The sequence below is a fragment of the uncultured Thermanaerothrix sp. genome (assembly GCF_938028735.1).
GTDB lineage: Bacteria > Chloroflexota > Anaerolineae > Anaerolineales > Anaerolineaceae > Thermanaerothrix.
In genome coordinates, this window is sequence record NZ_CALIMF010000012.1 from 55,920 (window position 1) to 79,856 (window position 23,937).

Genomic DNA, 23,937 nt, shown 5'->3' on the forward strand with positions numbered 1-23,937 from the left:
GTTGGGTATTCTTCTCAGAGTGTTGTTACATCTTTATGATAAAATTATCGGCGGAGTTTGATGCCCAATGGAATCCAAATCTGGTGCCCTTGTCCGAATAGCCACGCAGACGCGCGCTTCATCTGTTCTCTCCTCAACTGAGGATTATGCCATCGAGATGCGGGATGTCAATGTGTACTATGGGGCATTCCGGGCTGTCAAAGATGTGAATTTGCGCATTGAGGCTCGTAAGATCACAGCCATTATCGGGCCTTCGGGGTGTGGGAAGAGCACGGTGATTCGGTGTTTCAACCGCATGAACGAATTGATCCCAGGGGCACGCTTGACGGGTGAAGTGCTTTTCCACGGAAAGAATATTTATGATCCGGATGTGGATCCTGTTCAAGTACGGCGTCTGATTGGCATGGTCTTTCAAAAACCCAATCCCTTCCCTAAAAGCATTTATGAGAATATTGCTTGGGGCGCGCGAATTAACGGCTATCGCGGTAATATGGACGAACTGGTGGAGGAATCCCTGCGTCAGGCAGCCTTGTGGGATGAAGTCAAAGATGATTTGCATAAAAACGCCTTAGCCCTTTCGGGCGGGCAACAGCAGCGTCTGTGCATTGCGCGTACCATTGCCGTCAAACCCGAGATTATTTTGATGGATGAGCCTTGCTCGGCTTTAGATCCTATTGCCACCTTAAAAATTGAGGATCTAATGCGCGAATTGGCGCGTGATTACACGATTATCATTGTGACCCACAATATGCAACAGGCGGCACGCGTCTCGGACTATACTGCTTTCTTTACGGTTGATGAGGATCGTGCAGGGGTTATGGTGGAGTATGGCCCCACCAATCAGATCTTCACCCGTCCCCGCGACCGCCGGACCGAGGACTACATTACAGGTCGTTTCGGTTAAATCTGCTAAAAGGATGCCCCCATGCCTTTGCGAAGTGTGCTTACCCGCCAGATTGGTCAAATTCAGGACGAGCTCCTTGTTTTGGGGAGCATGGTGGAACATGCGGCGTTGGAGGCTGTTGAGGCACTTAAGCGCCGTGACGTAAAAGCGGCGAAAGAGATATTTGAAGAAGATCAACAGATCAACGAAAAACGCTTCGCTATTGAAAATGCAATCCTAACTCTGATGGCCACGCAACAGCCGATGGCGCATGACTTGCGCCAACTAGCAGCCATGCTGGAGGTCAACACTGAACTGGAACGCATTGGCGATTACGCCAAGGGAATTGCTAAGATCACCATGCTTCTGGGCGATGCGGATATCCCTGTTCCGGTTCAAGAGATCGATCAGATGGCCCAGTTGGCCGTATCCATGTTACATCGAGCCTTAGGGGCCTTTGTGGCTGAGGATGTGGCGACTGCGCTCGAGATCCCCAAAGAAGACGACAAAGTTGATGAACTTTACAATATGGTGTATCGCCTGGTGGTGCAAACGATGATCGGCAATCCAGAGACGATAGACCTGGCTAACTTGCTAATGTGGGTGGCTCACAATCTTGAGCGTATGGCAGATCGAGTAACGAATATATGCGAGCGCACCGTCTTTTGCGCCACTGGAGAGCTCTTTGAAGTAAATGGCATGGATGAAGATGATCTGAACGTCTGAGTTGCGAGGATGGCTTTTGCATTTACCCCATAGGGACCCCCTATGGGGTAATTTTTCCGAACAAGATTGAATTAGAGTTTGGTTCAATAATCACTCATGTTATATAATAAATTTGACTGATCAAGTTGATTTTGTAAACAAAAACCAACAGGAGTAGACCGTGTTAGTTCCGCATTCTTATCGTGGAAAACTGATTGTCGTAGAAGGCATTGACGGGAGCGGTAAGTCCACCCAGATTGACCTATTATACAAATGGCTCAAAGCGCAGGGAAAATCTGTTCATTTTACCGAGTGGAATTCTTCGCCTTTGGTCAAAAGCACAACCCGTTTAGGTAAAAAGGAAAAAATTTTTACCCCCACTACCTTTAGTCTGATCCAAGCCACCGATTTTGCCGACCGCTGGGAGAATTATTTGCTTCCGCTGCTTAAAGCGGGGGTCATTGTATTGGCAGATCGCTACGCATTCACTGCGTTTGCTCGGGATGTGGCCCGAGGGGTTAGTCGTAGCTGGGTTCGGAATCTGTATGCTTTTGCGCCTCAACCGGACTTGGTGTTTTACTTTCAGGTGCCGGTCAATGTAGCTGTAGAGCGCATTCTCTCGGGCCGCGCTAAGCTCAAGTACTATGAGGCGGGCATGGACCTGGGCCTTTCCGATAACAAGGTGACCAGTTTTCGGCTGTTTCAACAGCGTATTGTCAATGAGTACGATGCCATGATTGATGAGTTTGGCTTTACGGTCATTGATGGTACTCTGCCAGTGGAGACCCAGCAGGATCTGGTGCGTAAGACGGTGCGCAAATTACTACGTGGCTGGGAGGGCTTGCCCACCCCGGAGGTGTTGGCACAACGTGCTCGCGCTATGTATAAGGCGCGTCAAGTGAGCGCCGAACCCCACAGGGAAAGGGTGGGGGAGCGTTTGGCTGCTGGTGAGGCCATGTCCATGACTTCTACTGAGGGGGAGGAGGCAGCATGACAAAGGTGCAGTTTTATGGAGAAGGTTTTCCATATCTCAAATTGAAAGACATGCCGGGGCGATTGATCGTTCTTGAGGGCAGTGATGGTGTTGGGCGCTCAACCCAAATCCAGATGCTCCGCGAGTGGCTGGAAGCGCAGGGAATCGCGGTTTCGGATACGGGGTTGCGCCGCTCGCCGCTGACCCAGCCCGGCTTGGATGCAGCGAAACAAGGGCACACTTTCAGTCGCACGACGATGAGCCTCTTCTACGCCACGGACTTTGCCGATCGGCTGGAGAACCACATTATTCCAGCGCTTAAAGCGGGTTTTTTTGTTCTGTCAGATCGCTATTTCTTCTCCATCATTGCTCGGGATGTTGTGCGAGGTGCCGATCCGCAGTGGGCGCGCAAGGTTTATGGGTTTGCGCTTAGGCCCGACGTGGTGTTCTACCTCAAAGCAGATGTAGAGACGTTGGTCTCACGCATTGTTCACGGTCGGGGATTTGATTATTGGGAATCAGGTATGGATATGCGCTTTGCAGATAACATCTACGATAGTTTTTGTGTTTATCAATCTCGCCTAATTGCACAGTTTGACGAAATGGCTGAAGAGTTTGGCTTTGTCACTGTGGATGCCACACGTCCGATAAAGGATGTTTTTACTGACCTGCGAGATTACATCAAGAAAAACCTGATTCAGAAGTAGTATGACGGGATTAAATTGGATTGTGAGCGGCGTTCTTTGATGATAATAGGGCAATATGCCGAGTTCCTGGTTAGTGCGCGGCTACGGTAGCGAGGTTCTCCTCAAACATCTGAAAGGGCTCTTAAATGAGGTGGAGGGGGTCCGTGCCAATGAGGATATCGAGCCGGTTCATCGTATGCGGGTGGCCTGCCGACGTTTGCGAAGCCTATTGCCGGTGTTCGGCCCACATCTAGCCCCCAAGCAATATAAGCGTTGGCGGCGAACCTTTCGCAAGCTAGGACGCGCACTGGGAGAGGCGCGCGACACTGATGTGCATATCGAGCGTGTGAAGGATTTTTTGAGCGGATTGGAGGGCAAAGAGCGCTTGGGAGTAGCGCGTCTGTTACTGCGGCTTCGACAGCAACGCGCTGCGTTGCAGGGAGAGGTGCTGGCGGCTCTCTCGGCTTTTGAACAAAGCCAGGTCGCAGATGAGATGCGTACGCTTTTGGTACCCCTGGCAGCAGCGGTGAAGGGGATGACCTGGTCCCTCGTGAAAGAGCCAGAATTGTACCATTTGGCTAAACAGACTATTCACGAGCGCTTGGAGGCCTTTCTTGCTTTTAGGGAGTATGTTGGCCGTCCTGAGTGTGTTAACGAACTGCACTTGATGCGGATTCGGGCCAAGCACCTACGTTACACACTGGAAGCCTTTGCCCCCCTATACGGAGACGACCTTAAGCATTACATTCAAATTGCGCGCACCTGTCAGGAATTGTTAGGGGCCGTGCATGATCTAGATGTATGGTTACTCTACCTGCCTCAATTTTCTGAGCAAGAGTTAGAGCGAACGTGTGATTATTATGGGCACACTCGCCCCTTTGCGCGTTTGCGCTCGGGTCTAGAAGCGTTTGAGGAGTTCTGCCGGGAGGAGCGCCAGAAGATCTATGTGCGCTTCCGAGATGCCTGGCAGAATTGGATGGCAGAGGGTATCTGGGATCGCCTGGCCCATCGCTTGGAATTGACCTTTACACCTGAGAATAAGCAAGTCATTCGTGATCATTAGGTAGGTAGTGAACCGGAAGAAAGGTTAAGTTTGCAAGATATGGGTTTGCGGAGTTGGTCTTGATGAACGCGGAAAACACGTTGGATTGGTCTATGTATTCAGCCGATCAGCAGGCTCATCTACGGTCGGCGTTGGAACTCGCCCAGGCTTGCCAGTATGATGTACAACATACGCATCAGGTTCTGCGCCTTGCCTTGCGGCTCTTTGATGACCTGTGGAAATTACATGGGTTGGATGTCGAGGGACGCTTTTGGCTGGAGATGGCGGCTTTACTGCACGATATTGGTTGGGTGGAGGGTCGAAAAGGGCATCATAAAGTCGCTTTGCAAATCATCCTTAAAACGCCACTGCTACTTTTGGATCCGCGAGAACGTCTACTGATCGGCTTAATTGCCCGCTATCACCGCAAGGCACTGCCAAGTCTGCGGCATGCTCATTATGCTGCCTTGAGCAAACCAGACCGCCGAAGTGTGCGTCGATTGGCTGCCCTATTACGTGTGGCGGATGGTCTGGATGTTTCTCATCAGTCACGGGTTACCGGTTTGCGGGCAAGTTACGATGATAAATCCGTTTATCTGACCTACACGAGCCCAACTTCGGCGCCGGAAGAAGAACGTGCCGCTGCGCAAAAGGGAGATTTACTAGAAAAAGTTTATAAACGCCGATTGGTGCTGCAGTACCAACCGGCGTTTTAGGGCTGTGTGAAAGCAAAAGTGGCTTGTCTTACAGTTCAAGAGAATTCAAGATCCCCTTCAACACGCTCGCAGATTTGCGTAAGCCTTCGACTTCCTCTGGGCTCAGGTCCAGGCGAATCACCCGTTCGATGCCATCCAGGTCAATTACACTGGGAAGACTCAAACATACATCACTGATGCCGTAATAGTCCTCAAGGTAACTCGAGACAGAAAGTACGCTCCCTTGATCACGGATAATGGATTCGCAAATGCGCACCAATGCGGAGGCGATAGCGTAGTAGGTGGCTCCCTTGCGCTCGATGATCTGATAGGCGGCATCGCGCGTTTGTTGGAAAATCTCCTCCAGGATATGGGGTTGACATTCCATCTGGTTAGTAGCGCAGTATTGGGGTAGGCGCATCCCCGCGATGTTGGCCAGCGACCAGACAGGAACCTCGCTATCTCCGTGTTCGCCGATAATATACGCGTGTACACTGCGCGGGTCAACATCAAAGTGCTGACTTAGCAGGTAGCGAAAGCGGGCTGTATCGAGCACGGTGCCAGAGCCAATGACATGATTCGTGCGAAATCCTGAGAGTTTCAGCGCCACGTAGGTCAGAATGTCCACTGGGTTCGTGGCGATCAAAAGGATGGTATTCGGGTTGTAACGCACGATTTCGGGGATAATTTGCTTGAAGATGGCCACATTGCGGTTAACCAGCTCCAGGCGAGTTTCACCGGGGCGTTGAGCGGCTCCAGCGGTAACCACCGTGATAAGCGCAGTAGCACAATCCTCATAAGTGCCGGCCCAAACCCGCGCAGGTTGGGGCAGGAGAGGGACTGCGTGGTTTAAGTCCATCGCTTCTCCCTCCGCCTTGGCGCGATTGGCATCAATTAACACAATCTCAGAAGCTAGACCGCTCAGTAGCAAGGCATAGGCAAAGGTGGCACCGACATTCCCGGTGCCTACGATGGCGATTCGGGTAGGACGTTTGAAATGAGAAACCATTGTGACCTCCTTTGGATTGGATTAATGCGTACGTTCAGCCGATTTACGGGCTTTTAGAAACCGGTTATAGACGCGTTTCCAGGCTGGGGTGGGTGTGGTGGGCTGGGACCTCTTATGGCTAGGAGCACTAAGGTAGAAGGCAAAATCTTCAATTAGCTCGCTGAAACGTTCACCCGGCAGATGATACAGGATAGGTTTGCCCAAGTTGATGGATTGAACCAGTAGGTCTGGAACGTAAGGTAACACTAAAGTAATGGAGTGTCCTAATGCGACTTCGATTTTGTCGCGGGGCAACGCATAACGTGGAAAAGTGTAGTTAAGCACAATTTTGATTTTATCCTTTTCGTAGTTAAGTTTGGTGTAGGTGTCTAAGGCAGCAGCGGCTGCGCGGATTGATGATAATTCTGGGGCAACCAGCATGATGATAGCGTCTGCCGTGTCTAGAATCTGTAACGTCACATCATTGAAATCATGGGGAAGATCGGCCACGATATACTCGTACTGAGGGCGTAGGATACCCAGTGCGGCAGTGAGTGTTTCGCTGGAGATCATCTCGGCTTGAGTGGGAGTGGTGGGAGCAGCGATAAGATCAAGCCCGCTTTCGTGAGTAACAATGATGGATTGTAGTAATTCCAAGTCCAATTCCTGAGGAGCAATATTGGCAAGGTCTCCCCACGTGCGCCGCAGGGGGAGATTGAGCAAAAGCGCGTCCTGACCGGCGAGCATGGCGAGGTCGAGGAGAAGGGTTGGGGCATTCCACAGTTCCCGCAATCCGATGCTCAGATTGACAGCCAAGAGAGAGGCCCCTATGCCGCCGCGTAGGGTATGTATGGCCAGCAAGCGGGCTTGACGCACCGGAGTGGGGGCAGGACCGCTGGGCAGGGCCTGCCTCAGCAACTCAGCCCGTTTGAGCAGGACGCGCATACGTGCAATGAGTTCCTCGGGTTCAAAGGGCTTGTTGATGTGATCGTCTGCACCTGCCTCAAAGGAGGCCAGTTTATCTTGTAGGGTCGTTTGGCCGGTCAAGATAATAATCGGCACATGGGCAAAGCGTGGATCACGACGCAGGCGTTTGGTTACCTCGTAACCCGAGATATCCGGCAGGTTAATATCGGTGATAATGATATCCGGGTGAACGACTTGCGCAGCCTCCAGACCTTCTGTTCCGGTGAGTTCTGCATAAACGATAAACCCAAGTGGCCGTAGCGCGTGTTCCAGCATGCGGTGATAGATAATTTCATCTTCGATTAATAGAACGGTTGGCATGAGGGGTTATCCTTCCGGCTTAGGAGGTGAAACTCGTAAGGTGGCTTTTATGTCGATTAAATGTTGACGTAGTTCTGTAAGGGCATCAGCAACGGCCTCGATCAACGCGGGGACACCTTCAAATTGATGTTGGTGGGCCAGTTGTTCCAAGGTGGCACTATGTTTCACAAGCGTGGTGGCTTCGAAATTGGCCGCTACGCCCTTCAGATTGTGAGCCAGGCGCTTCAGCGTAGTGGAATCATTTCTTTGAGCTGCCTGGCGTAGTTCCTTGACTTTCTGGGCGGTTTGCTCAATGAAGGCTTCAAACATCTCGATAAAGAAGGCGGGTTCGTTGCCAAAACGCGGCAAGATGCTTTCCAGATATTGGGGATGTCCCAGGGGAAAAGGTTGGTTGACTGCAGAGGTCATTTGTTGACTTAATGGGGCGGTTTGAGCAAGCCTTGCAGGTGGGGTTGTTGCATTTACCTCGGTCAGGATCGTTGTGTCTGGGGTTAGGGGTGTTGCCTGATGGGTAGGGGGCGATTGAAGCCAGCGCGAAATGGTTTCGTAAAGGAGATGGGGTTTGAGGGGCTTAGCAAGGTAATCGTCCATTCCGCAGGCCAGGCAATGCTGAATGTCCTCGTGAAAAGCATGGGCTGTCATCGCGATGATGGGCGTATGATGGGCATTGCCTTCTTGAGCGCGGATGCGCAGGGTGGCTTCCAGCCCGTCCATGACTGGCATTTGAACGTCCATTAGGATCAAATCGTAGGCTTTTCGCTGAACGGCTTCCAGTGCTTGGGCGCCGTTTTCAGCAGTATCCACCTGATAACCGGCCTTTTTCAGTAGATTGATCACTACCTTGGCGTTGATGGTGTTATCTTCTACCAAAAGAATGGATCTATCCCGAGGGACTGACTTGTGGGGCAACTGAGAAATTTCGGGCTCAGGAAGAGTGGGTTGAAGGGCATAAATTGAGAGCAGCGCTTGGAAGAGGTTTTGCAAGCGAATGGGTTTCAATAAGAGTCCCTGGCATTGCAAGTCTTGGAGTTGGGATCGTATGTAAGCGCGGTTAAGGGAAGCCACCAGGATAATGGGAAGTTCGTGAGGGGCGAGTGTGGCGCGCAAGCGCGTTATTAGGCGTTCGCCATGGGATTCCAGAAAACGAACGTCTAAAAAAAGCAGGTCAAACGGTGATTGGGCGATACCCTTCTGAGTTAAGATGCGTAACCCTTCTTCGGGGCTTCGGGCTGTAGTGATCTGCCAGCCCAGGGCGCCAACGATCTCTGAGAGGAGCAATCGGTTGTGAGTGTTTTCTTCAATGACCAGAATCCGCTGTGGCGGCAGGGCAAGCAAGGCAGCAGGTGGCATTTCGCGAGCCACTTCCTGTTTGGGCAGCGTAAGGTTGAAAGAGAATAGACTACCGCGGTTGGGTTCGCTGATGAGGGAGATCTTGCCTCCCATTAATTCCACTAGGTGGGCGGAAATGGCTAGCCCTAACCCTGTCCCTCCATAGCGCCGCGTGGTGGACATATCGGCCTGTGTGAACCGTTCGAAAATGGCGGCCTGGCGTTCAGGGGGTATGCCGATGCCAGTGTCTTGGACGGAGAAAGTCAGAGTTGCATGGGTGGGCGACTCAGAAACCCGCTTGACCCGTAAGACAACTTCGCCCTTTTCGGTGAATTTAACCGCGTTTCCCACCAGATTGGTCAAGATCTGGCGTAGGCGGTTGGCATCGCCGCGTAGCAGGGTGGGAACATCAGGGGGAATATGGCAAATCAATTCAAGGTCTTTGCTAGCCGCGCGCTGGGCCAGGGTACTGGCTACCCCTTCCATGACGGTGCGCAGGTTGAAATCGGTCGTTTCCAATTCCATGCGCCCCGCCTCGATCTTAGAAAGATCCAAAATGTCGTTTAGCAGCCCTAGCAGGTTTTCGGCGCTTTCGAGAGCGGCGCGAAGATACTCGGCTTGCTCAGGAGAGAGCTCACTTTCCAAAGCCAGGCTAAGCATCCCAATAACGCCGTTAAGGGGAGTGCGAATCTCATGGCTCATATTGGCTAGAAACTCGCTTTTTGCCAGGTCGGCTTCCTCAGCTTTGCGACGTGCGCGGACTAATTCGGTGATGTCGTGGTAAAGTACCAGGAAACCCAGTGTCTGACCGTGGACGATAACTGGCACACCAAAAATTTCCACATCAATGAGTTGTCCGGTTTTGGTCATACGGCGGGAGACGCTATGATAAATCTCGCCGCGCTGAACGCGCCAGTTGAATTCTTGAATTGTGTGTTGATAAGCCTCGGGGGTAATAAGGTTGTCCAATCTCCCCCCAATCACTTCTACCTGAGAATAGCCAAAGAGTCGTTCAAAAGCCGGATTGCAGGCCATCACGGCTCCATCCAGGGTCAGGGTTACAATGGCCACCGGGCTGTTTTGGAAGATGCCTTCAAAGTACTGCTTCTGTCGCTGAACTTCGGCCTCGGCCTTACGATGTTGTTCGATATCCCTAAAAATGAAAACTTGCCCTTGGGCATTGTCTCCCAATTGGAAAGGATGTGCTGTGACCTCAAACCAGCCGTACTGTGAAGGCATGGACAGAGGTAAGTGCAATACATCGGGATTTTGGAAGGCTTCTACCACCCCCGGGAAGTAAACATCCATTGCCTGCCCGATGAGGGTTGTGTAAGACTGTTTGAGACGGACGGTGGTAGCATGATTGCAGCGGATGATTTTCCCGGTGGAGTCGGTCAGGATAATCGGATCGGGAATTGCATCAAAAGTGATTTCCCATTCCCGTTTGGCACGGCTGATGATCGTTTCAGCCTGGTGGCGTTCCAGAATTTCGCGCTGTGCTTGCTCCTTAATAGCGTGTAATTCTCCCATTCGTTCGCCAAGGGTAATAGAAAGTGCATGGGTGTGGCGATTCAAGCGGCTAAGGTCGTGGCTGGCTTTGAACAAGGTCGCGCTGATGGTAAGGGCAAGGATATCTACTAACCATAGTAAGGGACTCTCAGTCTGTATTTCGAGAAATATAGATGGATTAAGGGGAAGATGGCGTGATGAGAGGATAAGCCCGGTGAGCAGGACGGGGAAGCACAAGGCCAGCCAACCGGCAACCTGAAGCCAGCGGAATAGCCATGGTGAGACTAACGGCGGGTGTGATTGAGCAGAGGGGGAAGAAGTAAATGGTAACATCGCCAGGGAGCGCTAGAATCTTGGTTAACAAAAGAGGAGCGTACGTATAAACATCTAAGGGGGTGAGGCTATGGACTTGCATCGTTGGCCCCCGAGCGATGCGCAATGGAGAGAATCGGCCACTTCCTCTCATATTATAATTGACACGGCAACTAAATGCTTGTATAATCCAGGGCTTTGTTAGACGGTGAGAGCAGGAGACCTAAAGGTTTTCTATGAATATTGAAGGCCGTGGTAGTACTACGATTGTACGCCGCGAGACAGAGTACAAGCCTCCGCGTTCCTGGCGTACTTGGCTAATCGGTCGTCCGCTTCCTACCGCAGATGCCCCTCACCAGACCATTGGTAAATTCATCGGCCTGGCGGTATTTGCCTCGGATGCGTTGTCATCAACGGCCTATGCCACGCAAGAAATGCTGGTCATTTTGGCCGTTTTGGGCACAATGGCCTATGGTTATGTCTTCCCGCTCTCGCTGGCGATTGTTATTCTTTTGGCTATTGTCACCCTCTCCTATGAGCAAACCATTCATGCTTATCCCAACGGCGGCGGAGCGTATATTGTTTCACGGGAGAACCTGGGTGTGTGGCCGGCACGCGTTGCCGGGGCAGCCTTATTGACCGATTACATCTTGACGGCCGCGGTCTCAGTTTCTTCAGGGGTGGCGCAAATTGTTTCCGCCTATCCTGTGCTTTTCCCCTGGCGGGTTTGGATCTCGGTTGGCTTTATACTCTTCATTATGGTGATAAACCTGAGAGGGGTGAAGGAATCTGGGGCGACCTTTGCCATCCCTATATACTATTTTATCGTGATCATGTACCTCACTGTTGGGGTGGGGCTATTTCGCTACCTTACAGGTACCTTAGGTGTAGTGCAGAATCCACCCCCAATTGAGGTGTTGCATTTGGGGGAGGGCTTCTCGATTTTCCTCCTTCTGCGAGCCTTTGCCAGTGGAACGGCAGCACTCACTGGGGTCGAAGCCATATCCAATGGCATTCCTGCCTTTAAGGAGCCGCGTTCGCATAATGCGGGCGTTACCCTTATTATTATGTCTACCATCTTAGGATCGCTTCTCTTGGGAATCTCGTTTCTGAGCGCCCATATCCAGGCGGTGCCTTCTGAGGTTGAAACGGTCATTTCTCAGCTGGCGCGCACTATTTACGGAGAGCGCGGGCTTCTTTATTTTGCCACCATCACGGCTACAACCGTGATCTTGATCTTGGCAGCCAATACTTCTTTTGCAGATTTTCCTCGCCTTAGTGCCTTTATGGCTAAAGATAGTCTTATGCCGCGTCAGATGACCTTCCGCGGCAGTCGTCTGGTTTACTCGCGGGGGATTGTCACCTTGGCCGTTCTCGCTTCGGTGCTGATTATCGTCTTTAACGCCAGCGTGACGCGCTTGATCCCGCTCTATGCGATTGGCGTGTTTCTCTCGTTTACCCTCTCACAAGCAGGGATGGCGCACCGCTGGTGGAAAGTGGGGCATCTCAAGCCGGGTGAGGAAATCCAAGAGCGTAGTTCCACGCTGCGCTATGATCCAGCCTGGCGGATCAAGATGTTTATTAATGCCTTCGGGGCCTTGTGCACCGGCGTGGTGATGATTATTTTCGCCGTCACCAAATTTGCCGATGGGGCGTGGATTGTAGTGCTGGTCATCCCCGCTCTGGTGGCGATGTTTACTGCTATTGAAACCCATTATCGTCATGTTGCTCAGCGGCTTTCATTGGAGCATTATGGCGCACCGCCGCGTATTGCGCGCCATCGGGTTATTTTGCCCATTTCTGGAGTGCACCGCGGAACCTTGGCTGCTTTGCGGTATGCACGAACGCTGTCGGATGATATCACCGCAGTGCATGTTTCAATTGATCCCGAAGAAGCGGAGAAAGTGCGGCGAAAATGGGAAGTGTGGGGGGATGGAGTCCGACTTGTGGTACTGGATTCTCCTTATCGGCTCTATATTGAACCGCTTCTCGAATACATTGATGAGGTGCATCGCCAGCGTCAGCCCAATGAGGTCATCACCGTGGTGGTACCGGAGTTTGTGTCTCATCACTGGTGGAGTGGCCTGCTGCATGCACGAGCCGCGGTAACTTTACGGGCAGCGTTGCTTTTCCACAAAGATCTGGTAATCACCAGCGTGCCCTATCAGATTGATTGAGATGCCTGGGGAGGTTGATACGGGATGAATATCATCGTTGTCGGGTGTGGTCGGTTAGGTTCACAATTGGCCTATCGCCTTTTCAAGGCCGGGCACGAAGTAGCGGTGGTTGATGCAAATCCGCAAGCCTTTAATAACCTGCCTCCGGATTTCAGCGGACGTTTGCATGAGGGAGACGCTATGGGGCAGGACGTGCTAATGCGAGCAGGTATTGAGCAGGCGCATGCTTTGGCCGCTGTGACTAACTCCGATCCGCTGAATGCTGTGGTGGGGCACATCGCGCGTTCGGTTTACCACCTCCCACATGTGGTGGTGCGTAACTACGATCCCCACTTTCGCCCGATTTTTGAGGCCTTTGGGTTGCAAACTGTGAGCTCAACCTCATGGGGGGCGCAGCGCATCGAGGAATTAATCGCCGGTGGGGATATTCGGGCAGTGTTTTCCGCTGGTAATGGTGAAGTGGAAATTTATGAGGTGGATATCCCGGAAACCTGGAACGGTCATCCCATAAAGGAACTGGTGCCCTCAAAGGAATGCATTTTGGTGGCGCTCAGTCGGGCTGGACGGGCGTTCTTACCAGCACCGGAATTTGCCTTAATGACCGGGGATGTGTTGGTGGTAGGCGCGACGTTTGAAGGGATCACAGCCCTGCGTAAGACGTTACAAGAGGGATGAGGTGAGGCTATGTTTGTGATTATCGCGGGTGGTGGTCGTACTGGAGCGCAACTGGCACGCATTTTGGTTAGCCAGAATCACAAAGTGCACTTAATTGAACATCGTAAGGACGTGTTAGCACGCATTCACCGTGAACTACCTACCGAAGTGGTTTACGAGGGGAATCCAATCGAGCCGTGGGTCTTGGAACAGGCCGGGATTCGCGAAGCCGATGTTTTAGCGGCTTGTACGCAATCAGATGAAATCAACTTAACACTGTGCTATTTTGCCCGTTGCCGCTACCAGGTGCCGCGTACCATCGCGCGCATCAACAACCCTCATAATGCTTGGTTGTTTGATGAAAAGTTTCATGTAGATGTTGCAGTCAACCAGGCAGAAATTATGGCGGCAATTATTGAAGAAGAAATGTCATTAGGGGATATGCTCACCTTGCTGAAATTGCGCCGTGGGCATTATTCGTTGGTGGAAGAAAAGATTCTGCCGGGCGCAAGAGTTATTGGCATCCCGATTAAAGATTTGAAACTCCCAGAGCATTGCGTGATTGCAGCCATTATTCGCAATGGTGAAGTGATTGTGCCTCGTGGGGTGACAGCTATTGAACCAGGGGATGAGATTCTGGCAGTGATAGATCACGAGGGCGCCAAACAACTGGCCGAGTTACTTTCGCCGCCTGAAGAAACCTAGCCTTATTATCTAAGCCATGATTTTATATCCCCTCTGGCCAGAATTCTATTCATGGGAGTGAGGAGGTTATTACAATGGCCAGGGTCATTGTGTTAGTGGTGGCGTATTTGATGGGCTCCATTCCCACGGCGGTATGGGTCTCCAAGGCGGTGCTGGGGAAGGATATTCGTTATTTGGGAGACGGGAACATGGGGGCGCGCAACGTGGCCCGAGTTCTGGGGTGGCGTTATGGCCTTATCGTGTTCACGGTGGATTTCAACAAGGGTATCCTGGTGGTATTATTGGCACGAGAGTTGGGATATCCGCTTGAATGGCAGTTACTAGCAGCCGGCTGTGCTGTTCTTGGGCATGATTTCCCGGTGTTTGTGAAATTTCGCGGTGGTCAAGGGTTGGCAACGATACTCGGAATTCTATTCGTTCTGATGCCAGCAGAGTTTCTTGGGGCGTTGGTGGCTTTCTTGGCGGTTTATGCGTTCTCGCAGCATCTTGATCTCAGCTTAGGCGTAGGGATAGGCTTATTAATCTCGTTTGCCCTCGTGCTTAAGGAGCCTCCAGCGCTTATTCTTGCTTCCATTGTCATGGTTCTCACCGTCCCGTTCAAGAAATATGTTATTGATCGCTCTCACCGTGCTTGGGTACAGGCCCAGGCCAACACCAGTTCTGATGAGGCTCACTATCACCTGCCAAAGGTGTAAGGTGTTATCTACCCGCCAATCGGAAAAGCGGCTGAACGCTTTGTCCATCCCAATTTTGGGGTATAATTCATTTTTGCTGAATTGAACCATATAAGATATGAGGTGAACTAGCAATGCCGAAGCGTACTTACCAACCTAAAATCCGCCGCCGAGTCAGAGTGCATGGTTTCCGTGCACGCATGGCAACGGCAGATGGGCGCAAAGTGCTAAAGCGGCGCCGTCTCAAAGGTCGCTATCGCGTTACAGTGACCATGAACGAGCACGTTAAGAAGATTCGTTGGTAGTTTCTGTTTGGAGGTCAATGGTTCAGGCCCGGCCTATATTTTCGACAATAGGGTGCACGAGTGGAGCGCAAGCACCGGCTGAAGCGGGCAAGCGACTTCAAACGCGTTCGAGCCGAAGGGAAATCTCTTGGGCATCCACTAATGGCGCTAGTGTTCGCTCCCAATGGGTTGCCGTATTCACGAGTTGCTGTGGTGGCCGGGCGCAATGTGGGCAAGGCTGTTCGACGCAATCGAGCCAAACGGCGGTTGCGCGCTTGCGTCGAACAGCTTTTCCCATATCTTCAGTCGGGATGGGATGTGGTTGTGTACGCCCGCCCGGGCGTGGTCGAGGCCCCTTTTAGTGTCCTTCTGGAGATTATGAGCCATTTGCTAAGACGCAGTGGCCTATGGCAACCGTTATCTATGCAGGATCACGTTGAATCCAATCATGAACGATTACCCGAATGAACCTCGCTTGCGGGATCTACCGCTAAATCTTTTCACGCTTCCGCGGTGGCTGTTATTAGCCCTGATTCGTCTCTATCAAAAACTTGTTTCACCTGCATTACCGCCGAATACATGCCGTTTTTACCCCACTTGTTCTCATTACGGCTACCAGGCCATTTATAAACATGGGGTCATTAGGGGAACCGTGCTGGCGATTTGGCGAGTCTTGCGGTGTAACCCGTTCAACCCGGGTGGTTACGACCCGGTACCGTGAAATATCATTCACTATGCTAGATGCAGGGATGAAGTCAATGACGCGTTTGCCTAAGATTTTCTTGTTAGCGAGTTTACTGCTGGTGGCACTGTTGCTTGGGGGATGCTCGGGGGTGCTAGCTTCATCGAGCTGGCCGGGAGTGACAGTGGTTAATGATGTGGCCTATGTAGCCTATGGTAATCATGTATATGCGCTTCGCACGGACGACGGAGGCATGATCTGGCGCTTCCCGGAAAAGGCAGAAGGGCAAAGGCTTTTCTTTGCGGCGCCGGTGGTGGCGGATGGACACCTCATTGTAGGCGATTACTTGGCTGTTCTGCACAGTTTGGAGCCGCAAACTGGGCAGGAACAATGGGCATTTACTGGGGCGCAAGGGCGCTGGATTGCCAGCCCGTTGGTATTGGACGGACGCATCTATGCTCCGAATGCGGATCATAACCTTTATGCTTTAGATTTGCAAGGCAACTTGGTCTGGAAGTTTCGGGCCTCCAAAGCTCTATGGTCACAGCCGGTGAGTGATGGGCGGTATATCTACCAAGCCTCAATGGATCATTACTTGTACGCCCTGGATCCGGCCAATGGTCAGAAGATTTGGGCGCGAGACTTGGGTGGGGCTGTTATTTACTCCCCGGTTTTGAGCGATACGGGGATCATCTACATCTCAACTTTGGCGCGCAATGTGCTGGCCATTCGAACCGAGGATGGAAGCGTGGTCTGGCAGAAGGCCTTTGAACACAATTTTTGGTCGCAGCCTCTCCTTCACGGCGATCGCCTTTATCTGGGCGATTTAGGAGGAAAGGTGTACGCCTTGTCGGCCCTGGATGGAGCCGTGCTCTGGGAAAACAACTTGGGTGAGGCCCTTACCGGCGCGCCGACTTGGGTGGAAGAGCAGGTAATTTTTACCACCGAAAGCGGCAAGGTGATTGCTTTCACTGAAGAGGGGATTCAAAAATGGATGGTGACCCTCGAGGGCAAGATTTATAACGGCCCTGTGATTGCCAATGGTCGGTTGTTGGTGGGCGTCACGCAGGGCAAAATCTTAGTCCAGGCACTGGCCCCTACTGGGCAGCAAGTCTGGGCGTTTGAGCCTCCAAAATAGGTAGGATGGGTAAATAAACTATGTGGGATGCGCTAATAATTACGCCTTTTGTAAATGTGTTGCTGTTTATTTACAACCTGGTTGGACAGAATTTTGGCCTGGCGATCATTCTGTTTACGTTGCTGATACGTCTAGTCACGCACCCCTTAATGGTCAAGCAGATTAAGGGCGCCAAGGCCATGCAGGAACTGCAGAAGAATGAAAAGTGGCTCAAGATTCAGGAAAAGTACAAGAACGATCGCGAGAAATTGGCCCAAGAGCAAATGGCCCTCTATCGAGAATTGGGGATCAACCCGTTTGCTTCATGTCTGCCTACCCTGATTCAGTTCCCGATCATCATTGGCTTGTATCAAAGCCTGATCATCGCGTTAGCCAGCACGCCGATTGAACTGCTCAATTTGATCCGTCATATCTACCCAGCGTTGCTGAAGGTTGAAACTCTCATCCCTCTAAACAGTCAATTTTTGTGGATGGATCTAGGCCTACCTGAGCGCTTGGTATTGCCCTTCCTCCCTGTTGGGATTCCGGTGCTGGCGATTGTAGTCACCGTGACAACCTACTTGCAGGGCAAGTTAATGACCCCGCCCAGTGCTAACCCAAAAGATCAGTCGGCCATGTTCTCGAACATGATGAATTTATACATGCCGTTCTTAATGGGGTACCTGGCATTAACCCTGGCCTCGGGGCTGGCCCTTTACTTTGTTGTTTCTAACCTAATCGGTATTCTCCAGTACGCCATGCTTGGTCAACTTAACTGGAAGAACATTTTGCCAAAACGGGTCGCTGAGAAGCCATCGAAGGCGGGCGCTAAAAAGTAAAAAACTGCACACGAGGCGGAATTTATGAAACAAGAGCGAACGACTCTGGAAGTCATTGCGCCGACTGTTGAAGAGGCCATTGCACGTGGACTAAATCAGTTAGGACTTTCTCGGGATCGGGTAAGTGTGGAAGTGTTAGATCCCGGTAGTCGGGGGTTCTTGGGAATCGGCAGCCGCCAGGCGCGAGTTAAACTTTCGGTAAAGACGGCTAGCGAGGCTCAGGCTGAGGTCACCCCAACTGTGCCAGAAGCGGGGGCCCCACCGCGTGCCATAGGAGAAGACCTTACCGAGTCGGGGGTGCCGCTGGGACAATGGGATGAGCACAAGGCCGTCGAAGTGGCGCAGCGGGTGGTCGGTGAATTGTTGGATCACATGAAAGTGCATGCACGCCTGCGAGTGCGCATTCAGCCTCCACAGGAGGAGAATGCCCAGTCGGTTGTATGGGTGGAAGTCCAGGGGGATGATTTGAGCATCTTAATTGGGCGCCGTTCGGAAACCCTGAACGCCCTCCAGTACATCAGTAGTCTGATTGTCAGCCGCGAGATGGGGGTTTGGGTGCCCCTTGTCATTGATGTTCAGGGCTATCGCGCCCGGCGCGAACGTCAATTGCGTATTCTGGCACGACGGATGGCCGAACAAGCGGTGCTCACGGGGCGACGTCAGGTGCTGGAGCCAATGCCGGCCAATGAGCGTCGCATCATTCATTTGGAGCTACGGGACCACCCCGAGGTGATGACTGAGAGCATTGGGGAGGAGCCCAACCGCAAAGTTACTATCGTACCGAAGCGGCCGGCCCGACGTTCCTAATCGAGTCTCTTTTAAAAACCTCCCCATGCGGGGGAGGTTTGTTTTGGAGTCGCGATGGCTTTGCACTGGAGCAATCCACAGGATGGCATCATCATTTTTCTGCTGGTGCTTCTGGTAATTGCTCTTTCAAATCTATGGGCCTTTCGGAAACCTCGTTTTTCCTGCGAGCCTTCTCGTTGGCCGGAGGTAGCGGTGTTAATCCCGGCGCGGAACGAGGCTGCTAACCTTCCGTATTGCTTGGAAAGCCTTCGTACACAGGATTACCCTGGTGCTTTCGAGGTGTGGGTTTTGGATGATGATTCTACCGATGCTACCGGGGCATTAGCAGCACAGTTTGCAGCCAGAGATGAGCGCTTCCACTACTTGCGAGGAACCCCCTTACCAGAAGGATGGTTGGGCAAGCATTGGGCTTGTCAACAACTGGCAGAGACTGCCTCGGCAGAGATTCTGCTATTTTTGGATGCGGATACCTGGCTGGCCCCTAATGCACTACGCACTGCCGTGGCAACTTTTGAGGCAAAGCGCATTGATCTTCTCTCATTAGTTCCTTACGAAGTTATGCAAACCTGGGGAGAGCGCCTCATCCAGCCCTTTTTTCTCTGGGCAATGATGGCTTTTTATCCTCTGGGGCTGGCTTTTCACCTGCGCTGGCCCGCTTTATCGTTTACGATTGGACAGTTTATGCTCATGCGACGCCAAGTGTATTTTACGATTGGCGGTCATGCTGCTATTCGAGATGATGTGGTGGATGATATGGCGTTAGGACGCCGAACAATTGCGGCAGGATATCGGTGGCGTCTCATGGATGGGGGGGAATTGGTTCGTTGCCGTATGTATCATTCCTGGCAGGAGGCTTTTCAGGGGTTTTCCAAAAATCTATTTGGGGTTTTCAGCTATCGGGTTCTACCCTTTCTATTTGTTATGGGATGGTTAGGGTGGGTATTTCTGCAGCCTTGGTGTGTCATGACAACCCATTTGCTAGGAATATTTTCGGAAACTGACCCCCAAAAGGCTCTTTTTGCCATCTTGCTGTCTTTTCTCCTGTTCGGCGTAGCCTATCTCCGTTTACGCATCCCTCTGTATCTCACACTGTTCTACCCTATCACGGTAGGTATCAGCCTAATTATTGGTTTATACTCTTTATGGTTGACTCTGCAAGGCGCTTCTACCTGGCGTGGACGGCGCCTAGTGAGACCTCGAATTCGCTGGCTGTAATTATGTGACTTGTCCGTGGAGGATAAACACGTGCATGCGGTGGACATTATCATAAAGAAGCGTGATGGGCTGGAATTAACCCGTGAGGAAATTGAATTCTTTGTGCGAGGAATGGTCTCGGGGGAGATTCCAGATTATCAGATTGCCGCTTGGGCCATGGCAGTGACATTGAGAGGAATGACAGAGCGTGAAACCACCGATTTGACGCTGGCTATGGCTTACTCGGGAGAAGTGCTGGACTTAAGCCAGGTGGTGCCCATTGCCGTGGATAAGCATTCAACGGGTGGCGTAGGAGATAAAACCACGCTGGTAGTCGAGCCTACGGTAGCGGCTTGTGGCTTGCCTGTCGGAAAAATGTCCGGTCGTGGGCTGGGCTTTAGTGGCGGAACGATTGATAAGATGGAGTCTATTCGTGGCTTTCGCGCCACGCTCAGTGTGGAGGAATTCCTCCACAATTTGAAAACTTATGGAATTGTGCTGAGCGCACAATCGGCGAACCTGGCGCCTGCCGATGGCATTCTTTATGCATTGCGCGATGTCACGGGGACTGTCCCCTCTATCCCATTAATTGCTTCCTCTATCATGAGTAAGAAGATTGCGGCGGGCGCCCAGGCCATTGTTCTCGATGTGAAAGTGGGACGGGGAGCCTTTATGCGCACCCTTCAAGAAGCGCGCCACCTGGCGGAAATGATGGTTGCAATTGGTAGACTGAGCGGACGGCGCACCATTGCTCTGCTCAGCGATATGAATCAGCCGCTAGGGCAGGCGGTGGGAAACGCGCTAGAGGTAAAAGAAGCCATTGATACTTTGCGTGGTCAAGGACCTCAAGATTTTATCGAGCATTGTCTAGTGGTGGCCAGTTATATGCTTGTACTGGGTGGAAAGGCCAGGAATTTGAAGGCGGCGCGTTGGATGGCTGAGACAGCGCTTCAAGATGGGCGGGCTTGGGAGAAATTCCGTACCCTGGTCATAGCCCAGGGCGGGGATGTGAGCCAGGTGGATGACCCCGAACGTCTTCCCCAGGCGCAGTTCGTTGAAACGGTAACTGCACCACGTCATGGGTATCTAAGCCAGGTGGATGCCCAGCAAGTGGGTGAGACTTCTCTTCTCTTGGGCGCCGGGCGCATCAAAAAAGGCGATCCCATTGATCATGCTGTGGGGGTAGTTGTATTACATAAAGTGGGCGACTACGTAGCCGAGGGGCAGCCGTTGTTTGTTGTACACGCTAATCACCGTGATCGTCTGGCGCTCGCTAAAGAGCGGTTACTGGCTGCCTGCCAGTGGAGTGAGGTGGCAGTTGAGCCTCTTCCTCTTTTCTATGGGGTGGTAGGAGAAGTGCCAAGTGACTGAAGGGCTAGGTTTCAGAAGGGGTAATGGCGCAAGGGGAGGTTTCAAATCTGGCTGAGAGGGTGACTCCTATGATGTCTGAAGGTGAGCGCTTGCCGCTTGCGCGTTTCAGCCAAGTAGTGGCTATGGTTTGTCTTGGCTATGCTACCCTCCCTTTTCTGCATTTACAGTTAGAGCCCCTTACTTTGGCGCTACCAGGTTTTCTTTTTGTCTTACCTTTGACCTCATCAAGTCTGGCGGCTATTGGGGTGACTCTGTTGGTGGTCAGTGGTATGGACTGGATTCTTCAGGAGCGTGAAGAGCGACCGCCAATACGCTATCGTCTAGTGCATTGGCCGCTCCCAGCATTGGTGGCATGGGCGATTAGCGTTCCATTGGGCACCTTGCAGGTGAGCCCTCAATGGTGGCTGATTTTTGGACTGGGTAGTGTGCTACTTACCGTTGTCATGGCTGCAGAGTATGTCGTGGCTGGGCGTGTGGGGGCGGGGCAATTTTGGGCCTATGTGACTCTTACCGCCGTGTCGTTTGCATTGTTTCTGATACTGGCGATCACTCTGCGTGCTGCGGGTGTGCGCCTTTACCTGCAGTGGCTGGTGCTGGTGCCTGCGATTGTGCTGATTGTTCTTCGCAATCTCTATTTACGCCTGATCGAGCGCTGGGCATGGGATTGGGCGGTAGCGACTGGCATGCTAATCATTCAAATCTCAACTGGGCTGCACTACCTCCCTTTGAGGCCCCTTTCGTATGGGCTTATCCTTACCGGCATGGCCTACGGTCTGACCAGCCTGGCTGGTGCGTTGGAGGAAGGGCGCCCTTGGCGTAGTGCTTGGGTAGAGCCCCTGGTGATGATGTCCCTTTTTGGTTTATTGGCTTTTGTGTTTGGACGCTAATGACCCGGATATTGCGCTTGTCGTTGGCCCAAGAGAAGATGATCCTGAATCACGTCATCCAGCACCTACCTGAGGAAGCCTGCGGTTTGTTGGGTGGGCAGGGAGAGACTGTATCGGTGGTGATTCCGGTCACTAATTCTCTTCACAGTCCGGTGCGTTTCAGGATGGATCCCGCTGAATTGTTAAAGGCATTAGAATGGCTGGATACCGAGGATTTAGATCTGGTGGGCATCTTCCATTCACATCCTCGTGGACCAGCAACACCCTCGGAGACAGACTTGCATGAGTTTGCCTATCCCGAAAGCCTTATGCTGATCGTCTCTCCGGTAGGTAAGGTTTGGCGATTGCGAGCTTTTGAAATTAACATTGAAAAGCGCACCTATGAAGAAGCTCGTTTGATAATAGAACTGAGTAACTTTTTGAACGAAGCAGGGTTTGGTAGTAAGGAGAACATATGATGCCAACAGCAATGAAAATTATCCTGAGTTTGCTGGGGTCCTACCTAGTGGGGTCTATTCCCTTTGGGCTTATTGTCGTCTGGGTGGCACGCCGCCAAGACGTACGCCGTATTGGCAGCGGTCGCACCGGAGGCACTAACGTGATGCGTGCAGCAGGGTGGCTAGCCGGAGTAATTACCGCAGTTTTGGATGTGCTCAAAGGCGTTGCTGCCGGATGGATTGCACGTGCCCTGATGCCTGAGAATCCTTGGGTGCTAGTGGCTTCGGCTGTCTTGGCAGTTATGGGACACAATTATTCGGCTTTTCTGGTGGAAAAACGCGAGCAGGGTGGCATTCGCTTCAAAGGTGGCGCGGGCGGAGCGACTGCTTTTGGAGGGGCTATGGCCATATGGCCACCGATTTGGATGTATGTCCTTCCCGTGGGTGTGTTAGTGTATTTCCTGGTCGGTTATGCCTCTGTAACGACGATCAGTGTGGCAGTAGTTACTACGGTGGTCTTTGCGATTCGTGCTCTGCGAGGTGAGTCCACTTGGGTGTACGTTCTTTACGGTATTGCGGTTTTGGGGGTGGTCCTTTATGCTTTGCGTCCCAATTTGGAACGTCTGCGGCGAGGAACCGAGCGTGCAGTAGGGCTGCGGGCTTACCTACAAAAGCGCCGTCAGCAGCAAAGCGGGCACTCTGTTAACTCTGGAAACCAGAACGCGACTCCGCAATAGGGACCACTTTCTATTAATCGCTCCCCGGCGTGGATTGGGAAACTGGCGCACTTTCCTCGCGACTGAGCAGGCGATACAAATAGCGCACATTGCGGCGGTGAAGTTCCCGCGCCAATCCTCCCAGATAAACGTGGCTTTTGCCACAGGATTCAATGTCAATTGCGTCCAGAGCCTCTTGAGGATTGCGGCGCTTAAGGGCGGCGCGCACGGCTTTACGCACAGCGCTCAGGTAAGCTAGGTTTTCTCGGACGGCTTCGTCAATTTCGCCCCGCAAGATAATGTCGCCATGTCCTTGGACGATGTTTTCCAGTCCCATTTTCCCAATCATGCGAATGGTTTCTGCCAGCGTGTCCACATCACCATCCACAAAGTAAGGTAGAGGAAGGAAGGCATCGCCGGCAAAGAGCACACGATCTTCTTCAACCAGAACCGAGATGCCATCTGCGCTGTGCCCAGGGGTCGGGAACAGTGCCAAATTCTTTTTGCCTACTCGTAGCGCCACCGAGCCCTGCTCGAAGGTCAGGTGAGGGAGGACCAGTTTGACCTGCTTGAAAGCGGCATTCTGACGACGGGCCGATTCAAGCGCAGCAGGCCCCCGTTGCTCTAGCAATTGACGGCATAACGTGTGACTGATGACGGTGGCTCCTGGGAAGAAGCCGTTGCCCCAGGCATGATCCGCGTGATAATGGGTATTGATAATATAACGCACCGGGACACCTAACTGCTCCTCGATAAAAGCGCGCATGGCCAGTGTCTCCTCCGGCAGAGCCAGCGTATCAATTAAAACAGCCCAATGGGGCCCCGTCACAGCGCCAGCGGTAACCTGGGCGTAAATGTCGCTCTGAAACCAGTAAACATTCTCGGAGATGCGTTCGCGTTGCATGCTTACACCTGCGTGGAAAAGGATGAAATGCGATCCATCTTTCTGCGGGCGCAGAGAAGGGATCACGGGATTAACAATAG

General features: G+C 52.2%; 25 protein-coding genes. 21 read left to right on the top strand and 4 right to left on the bottom strand.

Translation table 11 applies throughout. The features are described from left to right. The first annotated feature begins 157 nt into the window (after positions 1–157). The 6 genes from pstB to Q0721_RS06735 all read left to right on the top strand — a co-directional run bounded on the left by pstB (position 158) and on the right by Q0721_RS06735 (position 5,005). Positions 158–904 carry a phosphate ABC transporter ATP-binding protein PstB gene (gene pstB, locus Q0721_RS06710; protein WP_299027758.1) on the top strand — a complete coding sequence of 249 codons (747 nt, stop codon included), beginning with the start codon at positions 158–160 and terminating at the stop codon, positions 902–904. Between the two features lie 21 nt (positions 905–925). After that, positions 926–1,609, top strand: a complete 684-nt coding sequence (gene phoU, locus Q0721_RS06715) for a phosphate signaling complex protein PhoU (protein WP_299027260.1) — start codon at positions 926–928, stop codon at positions 1,607–1,609. A gap of 160 nt (positions 1,610–1,769) precedes the next feature. Beyond that, complete coding sequence (gene tmk / locus Q0721_RS06720) at positions 1,770–2,582, top strand: dTMP kinase (protein ID WP_299027263.1); 813 nt, start codon at positions 1,770–1,772, stop codon at positions 2,580–2,582. After that, positions 2,579–3,268 (top strand): thymidylate kinase, encoded by a 690-nt coding sequence (locus Q0721_RS06725; protein WP_299027266.1) that lies wholly within the window; start codon positions 2,579–2,581, stop codon positions 3,266–3,268. Before tmk ends, Q0721_RS06725 begins: the two co-directional genes overlap by 4 nt. Before the next feature lie 55 nt (positions 3,269–3,323). Then, entirely contained in the window at positions 3,324–4,310 is a 987-nt protein-coding gene (locus Q0721_RS06730; RefSeq protein ID WP_299027268.1) for a CHAD domain-containing protein, read from the top strand. A 62-nt stretch (positions 4,311–4,372) separates the two neighbouring features. Continuing rightward, positions 4,373–5,005 carry an HD domain-containing protein gene (locus Q0721_RS06735; protein WP_299027270.1) on the top strand — a complete coding sequence of 211 codons (633 nt, stop codon included), beginning with the start codon at positions 4,373–4,375 and terminating at the stop codon, positions 5,003–5,005. 28 nt (positions 5,006–5,033) lie between these two features. On the opposite strand, the gene Q0721_RS06740 is transcribed toward Q0721_RS06735, so the two are convergent. Genes Q0721_RS06740 through Q0721_RS06750 form a run of 3 tightly spaced genes read right to left on the bottom strand, consistent with a single transcriptional unit; the run spans position 5,034 to position 10,430 of the window. After that, complete coding sequence (locus tag Q0721_RS06740; RefSeq protein ID WP_299027273.1) at positions 5,034–5,993, bottom strand: L-lactate dehydrogenase; 960 nt, start codon at positions 5,991–5,993, stop codon at positions 5,034–5,036. Between the two features lie 21 nt (positions 5,994–6,014). Further along, positions 6,015–7,259, bottom strand: a complete 1,245-nt coding sequence (locus tag Q0721_RS06745; protein ID WP_299027275.1) for a response regulator — start codon at positions 7,257–7,259, stop codon at positions 6,015–6,017. 6 nt (positions 7,260–7,265) lie between these two features. Further along, entirely contained in the window at positions 7,266–10,430 is a 3,165-nt protein-coding gene (locus Q0721_RS06750; protein WP_299027278.1) for a response regulator, read from the bottom strand. Between the two features lie 215 nt (positions 10,431–10,645). Here Q0721_RS06750 and Q0721_RS06755 point away from each other — a divergent pair, with 215 nt between their 5' ends. The 15 genes from Q0721_RS06755 to Q0721_RS06825 all read left to right on the top strand — a co-directional run bounded on the left by Q0721_RS06755 (position 10,646) and on the right by Q0721_RS06825 (position 22,974). Beyond that, on the top strand, positions 10,646–12,586 hold the full coding sequence (locus Q0721_RS06755; RefSeq protein ID WP_299027281.1) for an APC family permease: 1,941 nt from the start codon (positions 10,646–10,648) through the stop codon (positions 12,584–12,586). A 24-nt stretch (positions 12,587–12,610) separates the two neighbouring features. Beyond that, a complete protein-coding gene (locus tag Q0721_RS06760) occupies positions 12,611–13,261 on the top strand; it encodes a TrkA family potassium uptake protein (RefSeq protein WP_299027284.1) in 651 nt (216 codons plus the stop codon). Between the two features lie 9 nt (positions 13,262–13,270). Beyond that, complete coding sequence (locus Q0721_RS06765; RefSeq protein WP_299027287.1) at positions 13,271–13,945, top strand: NAD-binding protein; 675 nt, start codon at positions 13,271–13,273, stop codon at positions 13,943–13,945. A 74-nt stretch (positions 13,946–14,019) separates the two neighbouring features. Then, positions 14,020–14,640, top strand: coding sequence for a glycerol-3-phosphate acyltransferase (locus tag Q0721_RS06770; RefSeq protein WP_299027290.1), 621 nt, complete (start codon positions 14,020–14,022; stop codon positions 14,638–14,640). 113 nt (positions 14,641–14,753) lie between these two features. Continuing rightward, positions 14,754–14,924: a 50S ribosomal protein L34 gene (gene rpmH / locus Q0721_RS06775; protein ID WP_299027293.1), complete on the top strand. Its 171-nt coding sequence runs from the start codon at positions 14,754–14,756 to the stop codon at positions 14,922–14,924. Between the two features lie 60 nt (positions 14,925–14,984). Further along, complete coding sequence (rnpA, locus tag Q0721_RS06780) at positions 14,985–15,371, top strand: ribonuclease P protein component (RefSeq protein WP_299027296.1); 387 nt, start codon at positions 14,985–14,987, stop codon at positions 15,369–15,371. Beyond that, positions 15,352–15,624 carry a membrane protein insertion efficiency factor YidD gene (gene yidD / locus Q0721_RS06785; RefSeq protein WP_299027299.1) on the top strand — a complete coding sequence of 91 codons (273 nt, stop codon included), beginning with the start codon at positions 15,352–15,354 and terminating at the stop codon, positions 15,622–15,624. The genes rnpA and yidD overlap by 20 nt, the downstream gene beginning before the upstream one ends. A gap of 37 nt (positions 15,625–15,661) precedes the next feature. Further along, positions 15,662–16,723, top strand: a complete 1,062-nt coding sequence (locus Q0721_RS06790; RefSeq protein WP_299027301.1) for a PQQ-binding-like beta-propeller repeat protein — start codon at positions 15,662–15,664, stop codon at positions 16,721–16,723. A gap of 20 nt (positions 16,724–16,743) precedes the next feature. Continuing rightward, the gene (locus tag Q0721_RS06795; RefSeq protein ID WP_299027303.1) at positions 16,744–17,541 is read left to right on the top strand and encodes a YidC/Oxa1 family membrane protein insertase; all 798 of its coding nucleotides are present in this window, start codon (positions 16,744–16,746) and stop codon (positions 17,539–17,541) included. 24 nt (positions 17,542–17,565) lie between these two features. Next, the gene (gene jag, locus Q0721_RS06800) at positions 17,566–18,348 is read left to right on the top strand and encodes an RNA-binding cell elongation regulator Jag/EloR (RefSeq protein WP_299027306.1); all 783 of its coding nucleotides are present in this window, start codon (positions 17,566–17,568) and stop codon (positions 18,346–18,348) included. 54 nt (positions 18,349–18,402) lie between these two features. Next, positions 18,403–19,563 (top strand): glycosyltransferase, encoded by a 1,161-nt coding sequence (locus tag Q0721_RS06805; RefSeq protein ID WP_299027309.1) that lies wholly within the window; start codon positions 18,403–18,405, stop codon positions 19,561–19,563. A 30-nt stretch (positions 19,564–19,593) separates the two neighbouring features. Then, the gene (locus Q0721_RS06810) at positions 19,594–20,913 is read left to right on the top strand and encodes a thymidine phosphorylase (protein WP_299027312.1); all 1,320 of its coding nucleotides are present in this window, start codon (positions 19,594–19,596) and stop codon (positions 20,911–20,913) included. 68 nt (positions 20,914–20,981) lie between these two features. Further along, on the top strand, positions 20,982–21,800 hold the full coding sequence (locus Q0721_RS06815; RefSeq protein WP_299027315.1) for a hypothetical protein: 819 nt from the start codon (positions 20,982–20,984) through the stop codon (positions 21,798–21,800). Next, positions 21,800–22,258: a M67 family metallopeptidase gene (locus Q0721_RS06820; protein WP_299027318.1), complete on the top strand. Its 459-nt coding sequence runs from the start codon at positions 21,800–21,802 to the stop codon at positions 22,256–22,258. The genes Q0721_RS06815 and Q0721_RS06820 overlap by 1 nt, the downstream gene beginning before the upstream one ends. Then, positions 22,255–22,974 (top strand): glycerol-3-phosphate acyltransferase, encoded by a 720-nt coding sequence (locus Q0721_RS06825; protein ID WP_299027320.1) that lies wholly within the window; start codon positions 22,255–22,257, stop codon positions 22,972–22,974. Before Q0721_RS06820 ends, Q0721_RS06825 begins: the two co-directional genes overlap by 4 nt. Before the next feature lie 13 nt (positions 22,975–22,987). Here Q0721_RS06825 and Q0721_RS06830 read toward each other — a convergent pair whose 3' ends face one another. Continuing rightward, positions 22,988–23,857, bottom strand: coding sequence for an MBL fold metallo-hydrolase (locus Q0721_RS06830; protein ID WP_299027323.1), 870 nt, complete (start codon positions 23,855–23,857; stop codon positions 22,988–22,990). Positions 23,858–23,937 lie beyond the last annotated feature (80 nt).

Excerpts from the sequence above, each read along its gene's own strand:
- pstB (WP_299027758.1), top strand. The coding sequence starts at position 158 with ATGCGGGATGTCAATGTGTACTATGGGGCATTCCGGGCTGTCAAAGAT.
- phoU (WP_299027260.1), top strand. The coding sequence starts at position 926 with ATGCCTTTGCGAAGTGTGCTTACCCGCCAGATTGGTCAAATTCAGGAC.
- Q0721_RS06725 (WP_299027266.1), top strand. The coding sequence starts at position 2,579 with ATGACAAAGGTGCAGTTTTATGGAGAAGGTTTTCCATATCTCAAATTG.
- Q0721_RS06730 (WP_299027268.1), top strand. The coding sequence starts at position 3,324 with ATGCCGAGTTCCTGGTTAGTGCGCGGCTACGGTAGCGAGGTTCTCCTC.
- Q0721_RS06735 (WP_299027270.1), top strand. The coding sequence starts at position 4,373 with ATGAACGCGGAAAACACGTTGGATTGGTCTATGTATTCAGCCGATCAG.
- Q0721_RS06740 (WP_299027273.1), bottom strand. The coding sequence starts at position 5,993 with ATGGTTTCTCATTTCAAACGTCCTACCCGAATCGCCATCGTAGGCACC.
- Q0721_RS06745 (WP_299027275.1), bottom strand. The coding sequence starts at position 7,259 with ATGCCAACCGTTCTATTAATCGAAGATGAAATTATCTATCACCGCATG.
- Q0721_RS06750 (WP_299027278.1), bottom strand. The coding sequence starts at position 10,430 with ATGTTACCATTTACTTCTTCCCCCTCTGCTCAATCACACCCGCCGTTA.
- Q0721_RS06755 (WP_299027281.1), top strand. The coding sequence starts at position 10,646 with ATGAATATTGAAGGCCGTGGTAGTACTACGATTGTACGCCGCGAGACA.
- Q0721_RS06760 (WP_299027284.1), top strand. The coding sequence starts at position 12,611 with ATGAATATCATCGTTGTCGGGTGTGGTCGGTTAGGTTCACAATTGGCC.
- Q0721_RS06765 (WP_299027287.1), top strand. The coding sequence starts at position 13,271 with ATGTTTGTGATTATCGCGGGTGGTGGTCGTACTGGAGCGCAACTGGCA.
- Q0721_RS06770 (WP_299027290.1), top strand. The coding sequence starts at position 14,020 with ATGGCCAGGGTCATTGTGTTAGTGGTGGCGTATTTGATGGGCTCCATT.
- rpmH (WP_299027293.1), top strand. The coding sequence starts at position 14,754 with ATGCCGAAGCGTACTTACCAACCTAAAATCCGCCGCCGAGTCAGAGTG.
- yidD (WP_299027299.1), top strand. The coding sequence starts at position 15,352 with ATGAACGATTACCCGAATGAACCTCGCTTGCGGGATCTACCGCTAAAT.
- Q0721_RS06790 (WP_299027301.1), top strand. The coding sequence starts at position 15,662 with ATGACGCGTTTGCCTAAGATTTTCTTGTTAGCGAGTTTACTGCTGGTG.
- Q0721_RS06795 (WP_299027303.1), top strand. The coding sequence starts at position 16,744 with ATGTGGGATGCGCTAATAATTACGCCTTTTGTAAATGTGTTGCTGTTT.
- jag (WP_299027306.1), top strand. The coding sequence starts at position 17,566 with ATGAAACAAGAGCGAACGACTCTGGAAGTCATTGCGCCGACTGTTGAA.
- Q0721_RS06805 (WP_299027309.1), top strand. The coding sequence starts at position 18,403 with ATGGCTTTGCACTGGAGCAATCCACAGGATGGCATCATCATTTTTCTG.
- Q0721_RS06815 (WP_299027315.1), top strand. The coding sequence starts at position 20,982 with ATGATGTCTGAAGGTGAGCGCTTGCCGCTTGCGCGTTTCAGCCAAGTA.
- Q0721_RS06820 (WP_299027318.1), top strand. The coding sequence starts at position 21,800 with ATGACCCGGATATTGCGCTTGTCGTTGGCCCAAGAGAAGATGATCCTG.
- Q0721_RS06825 (WP_299027320.1), top strand. The coding sequence starts at position 22,255 with ATGATGCCAACAGCAATGAAAATTATCCTGAGTTTGCTGGGGTCCTAC.
- Q0721_RS06830 (WP_299027323.1), bottom strand. The coding sequence starts at position 23,857 with ATGCAACGCGAACGCATCTCCGAGAATGTTTACTGGTTTCAGAGCGAC.